Consider the following 16072-nt stretch of genomic DNA (forward strand, 5'->3'; position numbering starts at 1 on the left):
GCGCGGTGGCGCTTGTAACAAGGGCGGCGCCTAGCCTAGGATTGCGCACTCCCCCCTTCGACACCCCCGCCATGAGCCGACGCAGAGAACTGGGCCTGTTTCTTCGCTCCCGCCGTGAGGGCTTGACGCCTGAAGTCGTGGGTCTGACCAGCGGCGTCCGACGCCGCGCCCCCGGATTGCGCCGCGAAGAGGTTGCCGAGCTTGCCGGTATCAGTGTTGACTGGTACACGCGGCTTGAGCAGGGCCGCGTTGGCTCGCCGTCCATGCACACGCTCGATGCCCTGGCCAGCGCGCTGCGACTGGCCCCCGCCGAATACGCGCATCTGCAACTGCTCATTCAGTCCCACTCTGTGCCCGCCTGGCTGGCTGAACGGGCGCCTGCTGCGGTGACGCGATTGATCGAACAGTGGCAATACCCTGCGTACGTACTGAATGAGCGCTGGGATCTGCTGGCCTGGAATGACGCCGCGACAGCGGTCTTTGGTGATTTCGGCAGCCTGCGTACCAGACGCGCCAACCTGCTGCATTACATGCTGCTGGATAAAACCGCCCAGTCGGTTTTCGGTGAGACCTGGGCCGAGGAAGCGCAGCGCATGGTTGGCAAATTCCGCAGATTGTACGACCAGCATGCCGGCAAGAAGGAGTTCGATGCCCTGATCGACGACCTTAGTGATGCCTCTGCGTGCTTCGCCAACTGGTGGCAGAGGCACGACATCGTCACACAGGGGACAGGACGTAAACACTTGATCGACCAGTCCGGTACCCTACGCGCGTTTGAATACCTCAGCATGCACCCGGCGGATACGCCTCACCTGCGCCTGACGCTGTACATGCCGACGGTCTGAGCGACAGGCAGAATCTGCCAGCGGCAATCGTCAATCGAGCGCTCTATTGTCTGATCTTTCTTTCTGCTTCTACCCGTTGACCCTTTCCCTAAATCGAACAACTGACTGAAGAGTCTGTTATCGGCCATTAGCGGACGTTCACAAGCGACCGCTAGCGGCCAAAAGCGGGCGTTTGTGAGCGCCAGCTTCCGGCCAATGGCCGACGGGATAATTCAGCCAAGATGCATACTATTAAGAGAAAATGGTCAAGCTGTACTTGTAAGCTTCCCCAGAGTAATTTTTTAAAACCACTGACTGCAGATGTGCTCAAAGATCCAAATGGCGATAAAGTCCTTGCTGTCTCAGCATTCATAAGATATAAAACCATCGGACCGGTAGCTTAGACAGTCAAAGCAACCGCTTGATAAGCGGAAGATCGTGGGGGCGAAACCCACTCGGTAAAGAATTTTATTTTAGAATTCTTTACCGAGTCGATTTTGCATGAAGTCCGAAGTTTTTAAATTTTTTGGTTTGGGCTGGCGTTTGGCACCATCTTTTCGGACTCTCGTGACGGGGTCGCAAATTTCAAATGAAGAGTTATAGAAATTTATATGATTTAAGTTGTAGTTGTTATTAATTATAACCCCCGAAAAGTAAGTAGCATCAGTGCTTACGTACCCAAGAGTCCTGCCGACTCCTTTCCTATAAAGAACGCTAAGTTGTGGCGCTCCTCCAGTGCAAATATCTGCGCCACTATTGACAGCCTCACAAAAGCTTGAGAACACCGCGCGGCTTGTCCCTCCAATATCAGACTTTTCCCATAAGTGTTCTATATTTTTGATAACGCCTTTACCACTACCCAAAGCAATAAGTAATTTTGGGTCGGCTTTATCATATTTCTCTTTGGTTGGTACTACCTCTATGCTGAACCTTTTATCCGTCGACCAAGAAAGCTTTCTCACCTCAAATTTTGTCGAGTTCCCTTCTCCCAATCTGACCCCGTGAATAATTGTGAATGGTGCAGAATGTGGGGCCGGGTATGTGGAGTAAATATCCATAATCACACTTGCGATTTTCATGAATTTTTCTTGTGCTGAATCGGATTCTTCATAAAGACATCCCGAGTCAATCAGAGAAGTGATCTGGGCGAGCGCCTGCACGGGGAAAAGAACATCCCCACAAAAACCCAATATCTCAGGTTGAGAGTTCGAGCTGAATATTTTTTTGCAAAAATCCCATCGTGTTTGGCCCGACCAAGTGATGCGGCTGTCGCTCGCAAAATACAACGCACTTGGCCCGACACTATCAACAGCCACCCAAGCTATAAGAGATGTCATAGCAGTACCTTAATTTTAACACTAGGTAATGATTTAATAAGTTCAACAATAAGTTCAGCTTGTGTTAGACGAATCTTATTCCTGGATAACGCTCACTCAACATATTCTCGCATCTAGCTTTGAAATCGTCTTCAACGGTTATTGTTCGCGCGCTCCGTTGCGCAGGATTAAGGGCCTCTTTCACAAATTGGTGAGCAACGATATTTGATATCTTTTGTCGGCAGGAATTTTCATAAGCGACAGAAGCTTGTAAAAAACATACAGAAAGGACGGTCTTAAGTATATTTTTTGGATCACTCTCATCTTTAAAGGAGCCGGGAACCAATACTGGCTGATGGGAAGACAATAGTAATTTTGCTTTTTCAGCGGTCTTATAATCAAATTCCGCATAAGGATCGTGAGCAAATTTATTTCTCACCGTATTTGCCAGCTCAAATATCTTTCTAGTATGAGGCCTGAGACCACCAATTGCGGTAAGGAAGTCCACTTTTAGAAGTAGTGAAATACGTTTAAGCTCGATTGAACTGGCTTGCGGGAGCGACTCAAAGAGCGCTTTGTCAAGCATTTTATCTATTGAGTAGTGACACTTAACTACCAAGGAAAGATATTCATCTTCAATGTCAATTAAGTTAAAAAAATCTTTTTCAATGTCAGCGTGTTTTTTCATTATTATCACATTCCAATTCGGCCAAATAAATTTGATTTTTTTACCTTTGTGATATTGGTTTTATTGTTTTAGCTTACTTCCATGGAGACAAAGAGTAGAAGTGTTTGGCTGCGTTCTGGATTCGATCTAGGACAGGGGTAAACCCTATGAAATTTATATTGCTCTGGTTTGCCTTTACAACTTTTTGTGAAAAGGTGTGCTTGCTATATACAAGTTGATTTGGTGCTTTGTGAACCACAGAAAATCGTTGCCCGTCCACGATTGAGTTGAGGGTTTCCGGGGTGAAAAAATCTTCCATCATCGTGTCTTCACCAGATATTTTTAATGGCGTGAAAACTACATATAAATTCTGGGCAACGTAATAAAACTCAAGGGTTTTGTCGAATTTTTGCGCTTTTCCTGTACCGACTACATATTTGTTACCCGTCACTACTTTTAGTGCTGTAAATATTTTTTGGGAACCTTCATCGTTGTCTACCACAATAATTGTAGGGTGTTTGAACGGATGATTTTTATATTTGCCACAGCAGCTGACATAGCGCTTTATTAATTCCCCAATATCTCCGGTTCCGCCATAAAGATCGAGCAATCTGTGTGTAAGGCCGCTATATTTGAAAAATCTAACATTTAGTTCTGCTTTGCCTTCCGTATTTAGCTTTGCAAGAATGGTATATTTTTTCGCAAGGCTTTTCATTGCACACTGCAGGTAGATATTGTCTGTTTTGCCTTCGCAAAGTATCGTTATTTTCTGGTTAGCATAGAAGTTTTGGTAGAATAAGAAGTCGGCGTGAACTTTCTCCATTGCGCTAAGCTTGATATCTTCCTCTCGTATTGCGCTATTTTCTACAATCTTTGATCTATTAAATTTGTTCACCATATAAATATAGCTGAGCATTCCGCCGAGTTGATTTATGGTGCCTGGAGTTTTTGATTTAAGTTTTGGATCTTTGTCTTGTACGGAAAAAGATCCTGTATTGAACAAATTGTGCGCCATCGCCCTAACTTGGTGTCGATACACTGCAGGTGAATTTATTTTTCGATTAACCGTTAGTCCTGTTACCGACTGCCTAGACTCTTGATACTGCATTCTGGTTTTATTTGGGTTGAGTGTAAAGCCGCACTTGGCTACGATCTTTATAAGTGTAGGACTGGCCACCCATCCATTTATTGGCGATACCAGTGCAATTTCTTTTGGGAATGTTTTTTTGTTAGTGGAGAATGTAATGTCGTCAGCATATCTTGAATATGAGCAGCCTAACTTTGCGGCCAACTCTACAAGACGTATATCAATTAGATGGCCTATTAGATTTGAAAACACAGGGGAGGAAGGTGCCCCCTGAGGCAAAGCATCTTCGTGACACGCGACTTGAGCTAAAGCACGTGCTACTTTTGGATTAAGCGAGAAGCTTTTATTCTTTGTAAGAAAGCCAAATACACGACCTCGATGTATTGAGCCAAAAAAATTCTCTATATCTATGTTGAAAACATATCGTTTTTTTCTATGCAAGTCTGCGTTGGTCATTATGGAATGACCTATTGTAAATCCGTGCGAAAGTGATGTTGTTATATTGAGATCAGCATTCATGTTGTGAATGCACTGCTGCAACAACTTAGAAACCTTTACTTGTAGAGCTTTTAGTTCTTCCCTAGGGGCGGCAATTGAGCGCGTGCCGCCGGAACTTTTCGGAATGGTGAATTGGGTGTAACGATTCGGCATTTTGTAGATTACATAAGAAAGCTTTTTAGGTTCATATGTAAGCAGCGTCGCAAGGTCATGTAGGCCCTGCGCGGATCGAAGAATGGCTAATTTAGACAAATTCATTCATCCATGAAAAAAAGAGAGCTTATAGATACTCATTAGCGTCCGCCAGACATTTACTTTGGCGCCAAGACTGCTGATAACTGTATGAGCAATCACTCACACAAGATTTGCAAATGTCACGAAACATGACAAAAAATCTATCTATAAGCTCTGACTCAAAGCTATCATAAGGCTACCCGGTACAGTCAAGATATTTTTGGGAGGCGCCATCTCCCCCCCGAATCTACTCATTCTGTGGACGTTTAATGACCACGTCTTGCCGATTGCAGCCACCAAATAAGTGCAGAGATCTATCAAGCACAAAACCAAAGACCGACGATTATCTAGTGCATATCAGGCGATCTCAGTGAATCGGATCGGCTGTCTGCCAGATCTGCGCGTGGGCTTGAATCTTGAGTTGAGCCGTTTCTGGGGCCGCGCGAAGAATGCTGGTAGGCGCTCTGGCGGCCAGAGCATTAAATGATTGCCCAAGGCTCCAAGACTCCCGCTCATCGACGATGATCAGCCGGTCATGAAGCGATCGATCAGGCGCCAACCTAGCTTCCAGTGGACGTCCCCCCCCCATATTGCTGTGACCAAGGTCTTACCGCGGGTGCTAACGCGACTTTGCGTCCACTGGCATCTGCCAAAATCATCGTTGCGATGCCTTCAGGTACGAGGACAGCAAAGTCGGTCAGAAGATTAGCATCCGCATACGGGTCGACAAACATAACTGTACTTCGGGCTTCACTCAGGATCTTCGATAAGGCGGTGAACGCGGAAAAAGCCTCGCCAACTGGGATGAAGGCACCGCGGGCGGAGGGTGATGCCTGTAGTTCCGCACGGGCCAATGCACGATTAAGGACAACGGTTATTTGCTGCACGTAATCAGGGTAGCTACGTATGGAGTGCAGGTTTTCTGCAGTAAGGTTGAAAGTGGCTGTATCCATGAGATTGCCACCCTGCTCAATAAGGGCTGAAGCACGACCTAGCCATCGTTGCCCTTCAGGGGTCTGCCATTGATTAGTGTTCATGTCCGGCATTCCGGCAATCAGGTAGCCGAGTTCGTGATAGAGGCGATCAAACTCCATAGGCATAGCGTCTTCGGGTCTCCGAAAAATGAGGCATGACGCTAGCATAGGCGACTATGAAGAAGTTGTAGATGTGCTTCAGCTACGTAACTTCGAGGCTGCGTAACAATAGGAGGCCTTTCCGGCAATCAAAGAGGTGTGCGGACAGCAAGCTATGCTCAATCCACTTCCGAAAAAGCAGACGTTCCGATATCTCCAGCCACAATAATTGACTCAAACCGTCCGCTTTTGGCCGAGAGCTGCCAGTACACGTTGTCTAAGACAGCATTACTGGCTCGTCCATCACGAGCAAAGCCTTGCGCGAGGTTTGAGTTTTGGTCAGGCGTACCAAGACCCTATTTTTTGAGCTGAGCGGGCCGATAACGGAACATCCGATTGTTAATCCAGGGATGTGCCGTTGAATAGATATTTTTTTTGTGCTGTTTGATATTGCTCGGCGGGTGTGTTGGTCATTATCAGCAGCCTGCATCGAACGCACCCCATGCGACGCTTGAAGCCAAGTGGGGCGACAACAATCTCATCGATGGCGGACCACAAGGATACTGGGCCTTCTATGACGCACATTGCCAAGATACTGACCGGACTGGAGTCCTCGGTGCGGTGCATCTAAATTCGACTGGAAGAAATACATTTCTTATCGATCCTGATCGTCGCATCTACCTGACTGCGCTCAGCTCTGGCATTAAGCAGCAAGAAAGTGTCGCGCAGCCGATTATCCGTAGGAGCTGTGTGAGCGTTAGCAGCTTCATCCCCCAGGCTGGAGCGACCTACCAAATCACTCATCGAGCGCCCCAGGCTGGCTGCTCATTGGAAATAGTTGATGTCCAAACCGGGACGCCCCCATCAACGGTCTTTGTTGAGCCGGTCACAAGAGAATGTGGGCTTTGAGTAGAGCTGTTCGAGCGGAGATACCGCCGTTCAGCAGGGTAGACCTGATGCTCGGGAGCAGTGAGCAAGATGTTCCCCTGAATCGCCCCCGGTTTCGTAGACGGCCAAGCCTCCACTTGTGGGCGGTCGCGATCGTCGATCGAACGTCTGCTAAGGGTCGAAAGCGGTCAGCCATGATCGGCTGCTAGCGGCCAGAAGGAGACACTCAACAGCTCACCCGAGGGGCCGACCCCAAGGAACACTAGCTCCATAATGTCATATGACTGAAGAAGCCGAGGTTGTTCCAATAGTTCGATTGTTGCTCGATCGATGCGTGTCCATTTTTGCGGGAAGCCTCAAGTGCCTGCGATACCAAGCGTATTGCAGTCTCGTCATCGCCCAGAGTAGTTACTGACAGCGCCTTGATATTAAGGGCCTCGCTGTCATCAGGAGACACGGCCAATACCTGACCCGCTTCATGGATGGACGCTCTGTACTGCTCAGTTTCAAAAAGGCTCAACGCGTTGTCGACTGAAGCCGACAACGCCACTTCAGAACTGAGTAGTGTGAACAGCAGTGACCAAGGCAGCAGTTTTTTTCCGAATGCGCATGGCAGTCCTTGTGGTGTATGACGACAGACTCTCTGCCGACATCGCAATCGCTCAAAGAGGAGCTGAAGAGGTGGACATCAGGTTCACCTTACGGCAGGCCTCATTGCGCCAGCTCGATGGTCCACTTCACCTGAGAGCCCGTGCCGAAGAATTGCATCGGGACGAACAGACCATAGTCTTCAAGGTAGGCGTAAACGGCAACGCCTTTGCCCCAATGGTCGTGGTTTCCGGAGCAATTGATCCGCTTGGCATTCCCGGACAGGGTTGGATAGAACGCACTGGCGGGGCTCCGGGAGTCGATATCGCAGGTAAATGATGTATCGACCCGCTCATCGGCCTTGCCATAGCGCGACTGTGGTTCCTGCACGGTGTAACGCAGCTGGCTGCCCAATGGCATAGATGTCCAGTCGCCAGAGAAGTGCAGATCGGTGATCATCCGTTCTTTAACGGATACAGGGCCTCTCCCCGGGCCCGAGGCTAAGTTTTGAGCAAGCTCGATCAAACCACGGAAGGTCGTTTCTCTGAGCTGAAGCTGCCGGGTACTGACGATTTCGGTCAATTGTTTACCGGGTTGAAAAGGCACATAGCTTCTGCTGATCGCCAGGCGTCCCCGGCCTGTTTCTTCCAACCACTTCCCGTTAGCAAATTCCCGAGCACTGAGTTGCAGCCGAGTCAGGCTTTTGCGCGGCGCCGGCAGTTGCAGCGTGTCGATGGCGGTCGCCACTGACGCTGCGATCTCGGGAGTGGGCAGATCGAAAAACGCCTGTTTGCGGCCCTCATACGGCGCATACCCTGCCAAGGCTTGCGGCCCTGAGCAGGCGGCATCGAACAGCTTGCGATCTTCCATGGGCAAGTCCTTTACGGCCATAGGGTGCGGATCGGTGTTCACGTTGCCTGAGACCACCCGGTTCTGCAGGCTCATGTTGAACGAGCTGAGCGCCGTCAGTTGCTGATGGGCGCAGTCGGCAAGCACTTGACGACGTACTTGCGACAATGGACGGACGCCCCCTGGTTGCAACTGCTCGACCGGAAACACTTGCGCCGTCCAGAACGTTACGGTGCTGGCAGTGCGTGTCAGCCCTGACAGGTCGATCAAATGCCAATCCTGCCGATCGGGCGCGCTGATCACCCGCCAGTCCGCGGCAGCCGTAGGGGTACACATCTGTTTGAACCGGGCACTGTCCAGAAATTGCTGGCGCTGCGGTTCGGGAATTTGCAGATAGGTGTCTAGGTCAGTGAGGTCGTGATCAGCAAACTCCACCATACCTTTTTCGCCACGGTAGGCCATTTTCACGAATGGACCGCTGCAGTTGATATCGAATCTCGCCATGTAGCGCAGAGCCTGCCCTTCCGGCGTCATCACGATATAGGTGATCCGCTTATCGTCGCGCACGATCGAGGCGGGTAAAGGCTGTTCATTCAAAAGCGCGTTGAACACCCTCACGCCGGGGGCGTTGTCCGGCTTAGCTGAAGCGTCGCTGCCAGGTGCAACAGCCTGGCATCCGGAGAGAAACAGGGCACAACCCAGCACAGGCAAACGGCTAAGGCGGTAGAACGTAGCATCCATGCGAGCAGACTTCTTTGGTGATAAAGATGGCACTTTAACTTTTATTGGCGCGGCCGGACATCATGTTCTGGCCGCTTTGGGTCGATTCTGTTGAAAAAGTCGACTTCGAATTCCACGCTAGAAAAGTACGCGCTTGAGATTGAAATCTGAGTTTTGGGCAGAAGATTTAGGAGTCGGATTTCACGTAACCGCGTGCAAAAGAGGTGTTTTCATCCATCAATATTCGAGCGTTTTGGGCAACCCGACTTTTTCAACAGAATCGGTCGATAGCTGCCACTCAGTGAAGGTGGAAAAGCCTCAAGATCAAGCCCGAAGCTTTCTCACCGTCGGCCTCGTATAGACCGTGCAATCGGGCCTGATCGGTGAGTTTGTGTAGCTTGAAATGGTTGTAGAACGCTTGCCCCAGTCGCTGATGCTCGAAGCTTCCTTGGCTCCAGAGGCAGATAAACTCCTCATAAGCAGCGCGTTCGATCTGTAGCGAGGAATCAGTTCCCATGTCAGGCTCCCACCAGTAGAGGTTCCCAAACGTACCAACTGCCTATCAACCCTTCAAGCTCGGCCTTTCCAATCAGATAGTCAGCTTTCGGCCGATTCTGTTGAAAAAGTCGGGTTTCTCAAACTGCCAGAATAAGTATCGGTGAGAGCGTCTTTTTTATGCGCTGCCAGGTGAAATCTAAGTCTGAATACCTCTGCGCCGATTCTAGATTTCAAGCTCAGGCGCGTACTTTTCTGCCCTGAAAGCCACTCTCGACTTTTTCAACAGAATCGGCCAAAAGCGGTCATTCTGCCTTCTACCAACGTATGGGCGATTCAGGTACAGTCGTAATTCCAACGAAGATAGAAGGACGTTCCAGGTGGAAAAAGCTTCCCTCAAGAGTTTTTCCGCAATTGTTTCTGTTTTTTTAGCAACACTCACAAACGCGAATGAAGACAATCTCAAAAGACCCGCCGACGGCGAAGCGCTGTATTTCAAAGCGCTACCTTATCTAGACAAGATCGACGAAATACAAAACAATATCTTCAATATTCGAAATCAGCTATCCGCCAACGAAAAATTCCCTGATCAGAAAAAAGAACAATACAGGGATGAAATGCTGACGCTGATAAAACAAGGAATGCCTTTGCTCGAGCGTTCAGCTGAGGAAGGCAACCCAGCTGCACAGTACCGCTTGGCATTGATATCGTCGACCTTTGCATCCCGGAGCGAAGTTGCCGAAAAAGTCTGCACTCTCCTGAGATCCAGCTTTAGCAACGGATTTACCCCTGCGGGTTTGCAGATGTTTTTCTACTGCTTCGATGAAGTCAAAACACCTGAATTCCGTTCAATTATCGATGCGTTGCCTAATAATGAAACTCTGTATAGCAGGTACTACCCCCAACCCACCATGACGCCGAGTTGCGATACCAACAGTCGCTCTAATAGCAATACAATCGTATCGCTCGACGAAAAAAGCTTTCGCGCCAACCTTTATATGAATTTTGCGACTCAAATGTCCACGCATAATCTTAGACAAGAACAGCTCAGCTTTCTCAATAAAGCCGCCGAGCACGGATGCGCCAGGGCAATTGAGAGGCTCAAGCTCAACGCAGGTAGTTGAAATGCAACTACGATTTTTTCTCGCGGCACATTTCCTCTCGTTACCGCTCCGTCTCCACCGTCAGCTTTGGGTCGATTTTCAGCCCTTCGCGACAGGCAGCATTCGGCCAAAAGCAGTCGGTGAACTTCGGATGACGCTCAAATGGACAACTTCAAGTTGCTGCTGAATTCCACCCCGGGCCACTCGACGCCATCTCCATCCACGTGCAAAGTCGCAGCCTTAAAAGTCCGTGTCTGTGAGAGCCGTTATGGAACTGCGCCACCTGCGTTACTTCATGGCTGTTGCCGAATACAAAAGCATTCGTCTGGCAGCCGAGCGCATCTTCATCACTCAGCCCGCCATTTCCAGGCAACTGCTGGACCTTGAGCAAGAGCTGGGTTTCAGTCTTTTCGAACGCTTGCCTAGAGGCTTGAAACTTACCAAGGCGGGTGAGTACTTTCACGCCTCGGTGCAAAAAATCCTCGACGACCTGGACAACGCCGTGCTGAGCGCCAAACGCGTAGCGGGCGGCAGGTTGGGGCATCTGCGCCTGGGTTTTGTCGAAAATGCTGGCTGGGATGGTTTCATGCCAAGCGCATTGCGCGCGTTCCAGGACGAACTACCCGAAGCCAGCATCGAGCTGATGCCGGTCAACAGCCCGCTACAGTTGCAAGCCATCGAACAGGGCACGCTGGACGGTGGCTTCATCTATGCCTTTGCCCCACTGATGACAGCTTGCCAGGTGCTGACGCTGGTCAACCACGATGTGATGCTGGCGGTCCCCAGCAGTTGGCAACTTCCTGATGACGTCATCGAGCTTAAAGAGGTCGCACACCTGCCCTTCGTGACCTTTCCCCGTTACGTCTACCCCGCTTACTACGATTGCCTGCTCGGTGCCTGCCACCAAGCCGGGGTAAGCCTGCGCATCGTTCAGCAGGAACAGACTGAATCGGCCATCCTGGCGTTGGTGTCTTCCGGCGTGGGAGCGGCCATCGTCAATTCGGCCAATGCCGGACGGCCGCCCGCTTTGGTGCGGTTTATCCGGCTGAAGAATTTTTCCATCTCGATGCCCTTGTCGTTTGCCTGGCAGGCCAGCAATCAGAACCCGTTGCTGCAGCACTTCCTGGAAAAATTGCAGCAGATGATCAAGCAACCCTAGCCATCAGTCGACCCGCGTAGCGATGCCTTAAAGGCATCGCTCGTGCTAGACATCGGCATTATCGCTACATCGACACTTGCGCAATGATGGTATCGAAGGCGCGCCGACAGCGCCTTGACCGCCCAAAATAAAAAGCAGGTGAGCCCACTCATGAACATTCCTCGATCACTGATCAGCACCGATATCGACTTCGAACAGGAGGGCTTTCAAACCGGCAGTTTGAAAGTGCCTTACTCCCATGACCGCTCTGCCTATGGGCGCATCCTGATTCCCATTGCCGTACTCAAGCAGGGCACCGGCCCTACTGTGCTTTTGACCGGTGGCAACCATGGCGATGAATACGAAGGGCCGGTAGCCCTGATGAAACTGCTGCAGCGCTTGCCGACGATGCAGATCCAGGGCCGGCTGATCGTGGTGCCGGGGCTGAATTTTCCGGCCTTTCTCAACGCCTCGCGGACCTCGCCCATCGACAAGGGCAATCTGAACCGAATGTTTCCCGGCCGGCGCGACGGCAGCATCACTGAAATGATCGCCCACTACGTCGACACCGAACTCTTCCCCCGCGCCGATGTGATCCTCGACTTGCACGCAGGGGGCGCTTCTTTCCAGCATTACCCGACGCTGCTCGCGGCCTTGCCCCAAGATCCCGCCCAGCACGATCAATACCTGCGCCTGGTGAACGCTTTTGCCGCGCCTACCACAATGATCATGAACCTGCTGGGCGAAGACCGCACCTACGGTGCAGCCGCCGAGCGCCAGGGCAAGTTGTTTTTGTGCGGGGAGTTCGGCGGTGGCGGCAGTTGCGATCCCGAGGGATTGCGGATTGTCGAGGACGGCTTAGCGCGGGTACTGCGCAGCCTCGGCGTGATCGATGAGCCCGCACCAGCGCCTTCGCCCACACGCCTGATCAAGGTCGAAGGTCCGGAGCATTACCTGTTCGCCACGCGCGCCGGGGTGTTCGAGCCTTGCTTCAAACTGAGCGAGCACGTACAGAGCGGTCAATTGGCCGGGCGCCTGTTCGACCCTCACGCCCCCTGGGAAGCGCCGCTGCAGTTGCACTTCACCAAGGCCGGCCAGGTGGTGTGCACACGCACCTTCGCCACGGTCGAACACGGCGATTGCATTGCTGTCCTTGCCGCCCCGTCGCAATGGCAGTGAGCCTGCCGACCGTCCTTGAGCCTGGAGCATGATCATGTCCATTACCCAAACGCTCGACGTCGACACTGCGCGTTCAGCCAGCGCCCTGCGCAATGGTTACACCGTCGGCCTGTTCTTCCTGTGTTTCGTGTTTTCCTATATTGACCGGCAGATCGTCAGCATCCTGGTGCAGCCGATCAAAGCCACGCTGGCCTTGAGCGATACCCAGATCGGCCTGCTGCAGGGCTTTGCCTTCACCTTGTGCTACGCCACCGCGGGTGTCGTGGTGGCCCGACTGGTTGACCGTACCCATCGAGTTCGACTGATCGCGGCCTGTGTGGCCATCTGGGCACTCTGCACGGCCCTGTGCGCGACCGCGGACAGTTTCAGCGAACTGCTGTTCTGGCGCGCCGGTACCGCGATTGCCGAAGCGGGCTTGAGCCCGGCGGTGCTGTCGATTTTCGCCGACCTGTACTCGCCGCGCAAAGTCTCGCGCCCCACCAGCATCTTCATGCTCGGCCCTTACATCGGCAGCGGCGTGGCATTGGCAGGTGGCGGCTTGCTGCTGGGCTGGCTGTCGCATACCGAGGGTGTGATCAGTGTGCTGGGCGTCGCCCTGCATCCATGGCAGTTCATCTTTCTGACCGTGGGCCTTGCGGGCCTGCCGCTGGCGTTGCTGGTGGCGTTCAGCGTGCGCGAACCGGCGCGCACCGAAACCAGGGCCCTGGCGAGCGCCGAGGTGGCGGAACAAGCGCCGCCGATGATGGAGGTGCTCAAGGAGCTGTTTGTACGCAATCGCTTTTGTACGCCGTATTTCCTGGCCTACATGAGCCTGATCACGCTGTTCTATTCCCACACAGCCTGGTTCGCCACCCTGCTCATTCGCAAGTATGCGATGGAAGCCAGTCAAGTGGGCAAACTCGCAGGGCCCTTGTACATGCTCGGCGGGATTTGCGGCGTGATGTTCGCGCGTTATCTGGGCAGCCGGATGAGTGACCAGCAAACCGTGCCCAAAGCCCTCAAGACGTCTGCCCTCGCCTCCTGCGCACTGATCCCCCTGGCGTTGTTCGCCCCCTTGCTCCCCACGTTTGGCTGGAACATTGGCGCCTACGCACTCTGTGCCTTCTCGGCCAGTATCGTCATGGCGCTGGCGCCGATCCCGGTGCAGGTCGCCATCCCCAATCGCATGCGTGGCCGGTCCATTGCGCTGTTGGTGTTCCTGACCAACATCGTCGGTGGCGGCATCGGCCCATTCGCCGTGGGTTATCTTACCCAGTCCATGCCGGGTGTCGAAAACAGCCTGGGTATCGCCCTCAGCGGTGTCGGTGTGACGGCCGCCCTGCTCAGCACCCTGCTCTACTTCATGGCCGCCCGCCGGGCCCAGGCCTGACGCTCCTTTCACTGTCGCAGCAAACGGAAATCCCAAGCATGAACATTCAACGAGTGGGCATCGGCGCGCGCCTGACCCAAGCCGTGGTGCACCAGAACACTGTCTATCTCTCAGGGCAAACCTCACAACTCAAGGAAGGCATCGAAGCCCAGACGCGGGACATTCTCGACAAGATCGATGGGCTGCTCGAGGTTGTCGGCTCGGGTCGGCACCAGCTGTTGTCAGCACAAATCTGGCTGGCGGACGTAGAGGATTTTGCCGCCATGAACGGTGTCTGGGACGCCTGGTTAGAAGGTTTCGAGCCACCGGCTCGCGCCTGCGTGCAAGCCCGCTTTCCCAATGCGGCCTACCGGGTCGAGATTCAGGTCATCGCCGCCCTGGCGAACTGAAGGCTTGAACCTCCAATAACGACAGCCCTGCACTTGAAGCTTTTATGATTGCCCTTGAATCCAGTCACCCAGAACCGCTTGATCCTGAGCTATTCGATAGCGCTATAGAATCAGCACCTATTGCACCAGGCGCCTGACGATACTCACCAGGCGCTCACCGACTTTTTGCGCATCACCGCGGCTCTGGGCCGCCAGTTGAGCACCATCGAGAATAAAGATGATTTCGCTGGCGACGTGCTCGGGCTCAGCCAGCCCGGCTTGCGTACACAGGTCAATCAAACGCTCGCTCAAGTCGCGGGAATGCGCCTCGATCACCACCCAGGCCGGGTGAGCCCGGTCCGGCAGCTCAGCCACCGAATTGGCGAAACAACAACCCCGATCCGCCTCGATCGCCAACCGACTGGCAATGAACTGTGCCCACCCCAGCAACTGCGCCTTGGCGTCCTCTGGATGCTGTGACTTGAGGCGATCCAGCACATCCGAATAGGCCTGCGACTCAAGCCGCAGCCACTCTGCGACCAACGCATCCTTGTTCGCAAAATGCCGATAAATGCCCATTTTGGTGGTGCCTGCATGGGCAGCAATGGCTTCAACACCGACACCGCGAATACCGTCCCGATAAAAAAGCTCATCGGCGGCGGCCAGGATTCGCTCGCGTGGCGGCAACTTGGGAAGGTCTTTTGGCATAGGCTCCTCTTGACGATGATACCGACCAGTATCATTATGATACCGACCAGTATCATCGAGACTTTAACATGACTGACCGTTACTACACACTAGGAACGACGAGCATCACCCGGGTCCCGGAAAAGCTGTTCGACGACTTTTCGCCCAATGCCCTGCTTCCATTGTGGAACCACGAGACCGTGGAAACACACCGGCCGTGGCTGGTGCCCGACAATCTCGACGCCGCAGGCCAGAAGCTGATCATCAGCGTGCATACCTGGGTGATCAAAACACCGAAGTATACGGTGCTGGTCGACACCGGAGTAGGCAACGCCAAGCCGCGCCCGGAACTGCCTATATTCCACCAGCTCGACGAGCCGTGGCTGGAACGCCTGGCGGCCGCGGGTGTCACGCCCGAAGAGGTCGATTTCGTATTATTGACGCACCTGCATATCGACCATATCGGCTGGAACACCCGACTGGTCGACGGCCAGTGGGTGCCGACTTTCCCGAATGCCAAATATGTGTTCCCGCAAGCGGAGTATGAATACTTTCTCAGCGACGCCGGTCGCCAGAGCATCGGTCATGCGGCCTTCGTCGACAGCGTGCTACCGGTCATCGACGCCGGTCAGGCGGTGATGATCGGTGTCGACGGCGGGCCGTTTCTCGATGATTTCCACTTCCACCCGACCCAGGGCCACAGCGTCGGGCACATGTCCATCAGCCTGCATTCGGGCGGTGAAACGGCCATGTTCGGCGGCGATGTCATGCACCACCCCATACAGGTGGCACATCCGCTGTGGGCATCGTGCTTCTGCGACCTGCCGGAAGCGGCAAATCGCTCGCGTCAGTGGTTGCTGAACTATCTCGCCGACCACAACGCCTTGTATTTCAGCTCGCATTTCGCCGGCACCTCGGCTGGCCGCGTGCAGCGCCTGGGCAGTGGTTTTGCCTGGCATTTCGAATAATTTTCCCGACCCAAGGACACT

The 16072-nt window shown here is 52.9% G+C and carries 15 protein-coding genes; 7 read left to right on the forward strand and 8 right to left on the reverse strand.

Going from position 1 to position 16072, the window contains the following annotated elements; genetic code table 11:
• Positions 1-71: 71 nt before the first annotated feature.
• On the forward strand, positions 72-845 hold the full coding sequence (locus tag BMY73_RS16200; RefSeq protein ID WP_175500194.1) for a helix-turn-helix transcriptional regulator: 774 nt from the start codon (positions 72-74) through the stop codon (positions 843-845).
• A gap of 452 nt (positions 846-1297) precedes the next feature.
• On the opposite strand, the gene BMY73_RS28000 is transcribed toward BMY73_RS16200, so the two are convergent.
• From BMY73_RS28000 to BMY73_RS16240, 7 genes are all read right to left on the reverse strand, one after another.
• On the reverse strand, positions 1298-2161 hold the full coding sequence (locus BMY73_RS28000) for a hypothetical protein (protein WP_139214241.1): 864 nt from the start codon (positions 2159-2161) through the stop codon (positions 1298-1300).
• A gap of 64 nt (positions 2162-2225) precedes the next feature.
• Positions 2226-2828: a hypothetical protein gene (locus BMY73_RS16205; protein WP_092408341.1), complete on the reverse strand. Its 603-nt coding sequence runs from the start codon at positions 2826-2828 to the stop codon at positions 2226-2228.
• A 73-nt stretch (positions 2829-2901) separates the two neighbouring features.
• Positions 2902-4644, reverse strand: coding sequence for a retron Ec67 family RNA-directed DNA polymerase/endonuclease (locus tag BMY73_RS16210; protein WP_175500195.1), 1743 nt, complete (start codon positions 4642-4644; stop codon positions 2902-2904).
• A 542-nt stretch (positions 4645-5186) separates the two neighbouring features.
• Positions 5187-5720, reverse strand: coding sequence for a hypothetical protein (locus tag BMY73_RS16220; RefSeq protein ID WP_139214242.1), 534 nt, complete (start codon positions 5718-5720; stop codon positions 5187-5189).
• A gap of 1129 nt (positions 5721-6849) precedes the next feature.
• A complete protein-coding gene (locus BMY73_RS28005) occupies positions 6850-7107 on the reverse strand; it encodes a tetratricopeptide repeat protein (RefSeq protein WP_139214243.1) in 258 nt (85 codons plus the stop codon).
• Positions 7108-7298: 191 nt separating this feature from the next.
• On the reverse strand, positions 7299-8735 hold the full coding sequence (locus BMY73_RS16230) for a hypothetical protein (RefSeq protein ID WP_139214244.1): 1437 nt from the start codon (positions 8733-8735) through the stop codon (positions 7299-7301).
• A 307-nt stretch (positions 8736-9042) separates the two neighbouring features.
• The gene (locus tag BMY73_RS16240; RefSeq protein WP_092408353.1) at positions 9043-9261 is read right to left on the reverse strand and encodes a hypothetical protein; all 219 of its coding nucleotides are present in this window, start codon (positions 9259-9261) and stop codon (positions 9043-9045) included.
• 358 nt (positions 9262-9619) lie between these two features.
• Between BMY73_RS16240 and BMY73_RS16245 the strand changes: the two genes are divergently transcribed.
• The 5 genes from BMY73_RS16245 to BMY73_RS16265 all read left to right on the forward strand — a co-directional run bounded on the left by BMY73_RS16245 (position 9620) and on the right by BMY73_RS16265 (position 14417).
• Entirely contained in the window at positions 9620-10363 is a 744-nt protein-coding gene (locus BMY73_RS16245) for a hypothetical protein (RefSeq protein WP_256571188.1), read from the forward strand.
• Positions 10364-10610: 247 nt separating this feature from the next.
• Entirely contained in the window at positions 10611-11501 is an 891-nt protein-coding gene (locus BMY73_RS16250) for a LysR family transcriptional regulator (RefSeq protein WP_092408355.1), read from the forward strand.
• A 150-nt stretch (positions 11502-11651) separates the two neighbouring features.
• Positions 11652-12659, forward strand: coding sequence for a succinylglutamate desuccinylase/aspartoacylase family protein (locus BMY73_RS16255; protein WP_092408357.1), 1008 nt, complete (start codon positions 11652-11654; stop codon positions 12657-12659).
• Positions 12660-12693: 34 nt separating this feature from the next.
• Positions 12694-14028, forward strand: a complete 1335-nt coding sequence (locus tag BMY73_RS16260) for an MFS transporter (protein ID WP_092408387.1) — start codon at positions 12694-12696, stop codon at positions 14026-14028.
• A 38-nt stretch (positions 14029-14066) separates the two neighbouring features.
• Positions 14067-14417 carry a RidA family protein gene (locus tag BMY73_RS16265; protein WP_062383871.1) on the forward strand — a complete coding sequence of 117 codons (351 nt, stop codon included), beginning with the start codon at positions 14067-14069 and terminating at the stop codon, positions 14415-14417.
• A gap of 117 nt (positions 14418-14534) precedes the next feature.
• Here the strand turns inward: BMY73_RS16265 and BMY73_RS16270 are convergent, their stop codons facing one another.
• Positions 14535-15104, reverse strand: a complete 570-nt coding sequence (locus BMY73_RS16270) for a TetR/AcrR family transcriptional regulator (protein WP_046817460.1) — start codon at positions 15102-15104, stop codon at positions 14535-14537.
• Between the two features lie 68 nt (positions 15105-15172).
• Between BMY73_RS16270 and BMY73_RS16275 the strand changes: the two genes are divergently transcribed.
• On the forward strand, positions 15173-16051 hold the full coding sequence (locus tag BMY73_RS16275; protein WP_092408359.1) for an MBL fold metallo-hydrolase: 879 nt from the start codon (positions 15173-15175) through the stop codon (positions 16049-16051).
• Positions 16052-16072 lie beyond the last annotated feature (21 nt).

This window comes from Pseudomonas sp. NFACC02 (genome assembly GCF_900110765.1).
Taxonomy (GTDB): domain Bacteria; phylum Pseudomonadota; class Gammaproteobacteria; order Pseudomonadales; family Pseudomonadaceae; genus Aquipseudomonas.

What these genes read in the sequence shown, in the direction of transcription:
- BMY73_RS16200 (WP_175500194.1), top strand. Translation starts at nt 72, where the DNA reads ATGAGCCGACGCAGAGAACTGGGCCTGTTTCTTCGCTCCCGCCGTGAG.
- BMY73_RS28000 (WP_139214241.1), bottom strand. Translation starts at nt 2,161, where the DNA reads ATGACATCTCTTATAGCTTGGGTGGCTGTTGATAGTGTCGGGCCAAGT.
- BMY73_RS16205 (WP_092408341.1), bottom strand. Translation starts at nt 2,828, where the DNA reads ATGAAAAAACACGCTGACATTGAAAAAGATTTTTTTAACTTAATTGAC.
- BMY73_RS16220 (WP_139214242.1), bottom strand. Translation starts at nt 5,720, where the DNA reads ATGGAGTTTGATCGCCTCTATCACGAACTCGGCTACCTGATTGCCGGA.
- BMY73_RS16240 (WP_092408353.1), bottom strand. Translation starts at nt 9,261, where the DNA reads ATGGGAACTGATTCCTCGCTACAGATCGAACGCGCTGCTTATGAGGAG.
- BMY73_RS16250 (WP_092408355.1), top strand. Translation starts at nt 10,611, where the DNA reads ATGGAACTGCGCCACCTGCGTTACTTCATGGCTGTTGCCGAATACAAA.
- BMY73_RS16255 (WP_092408357.1), top strand. Translation starts at nt 11,652, where the DNA reads ATGAACATTCCTCGATCACTGATCAGCACCGATATCGACTTCGAACAG.
- BMY73_RS16260 (WP_092408387.1), top strand. Translation starts at nt 12,694, where the DNA reads ATGTCCATTACCCAAACGCTCGACGTCGACACTGCGCGTTCAGCCAGC.
- BMY73_RS16265 (WP_062383871.1), top strand. Translation starts at nt 14,067, where the DNA reads ATGAACATTCAACGAGTGGGCATCGGCGCGCGCCTGACCCAAGCCGTG.
- BMY73_RS16270 (WP_046817460.1), bottom strand. Translation starts at nt 15,104, where the DNA reads ATGCCAAAAGACCTTCCCAAGTTGCCGCCACGCGAGCGAATCCTGGCC.
- BMY73_RS16275 (WP_092408359.1), top strand. Translation starts at nt 15,173, where the DNA reads ATGACTGACCGTTACTACACACTAGGAACGACGAGCATCACCCGGGTC.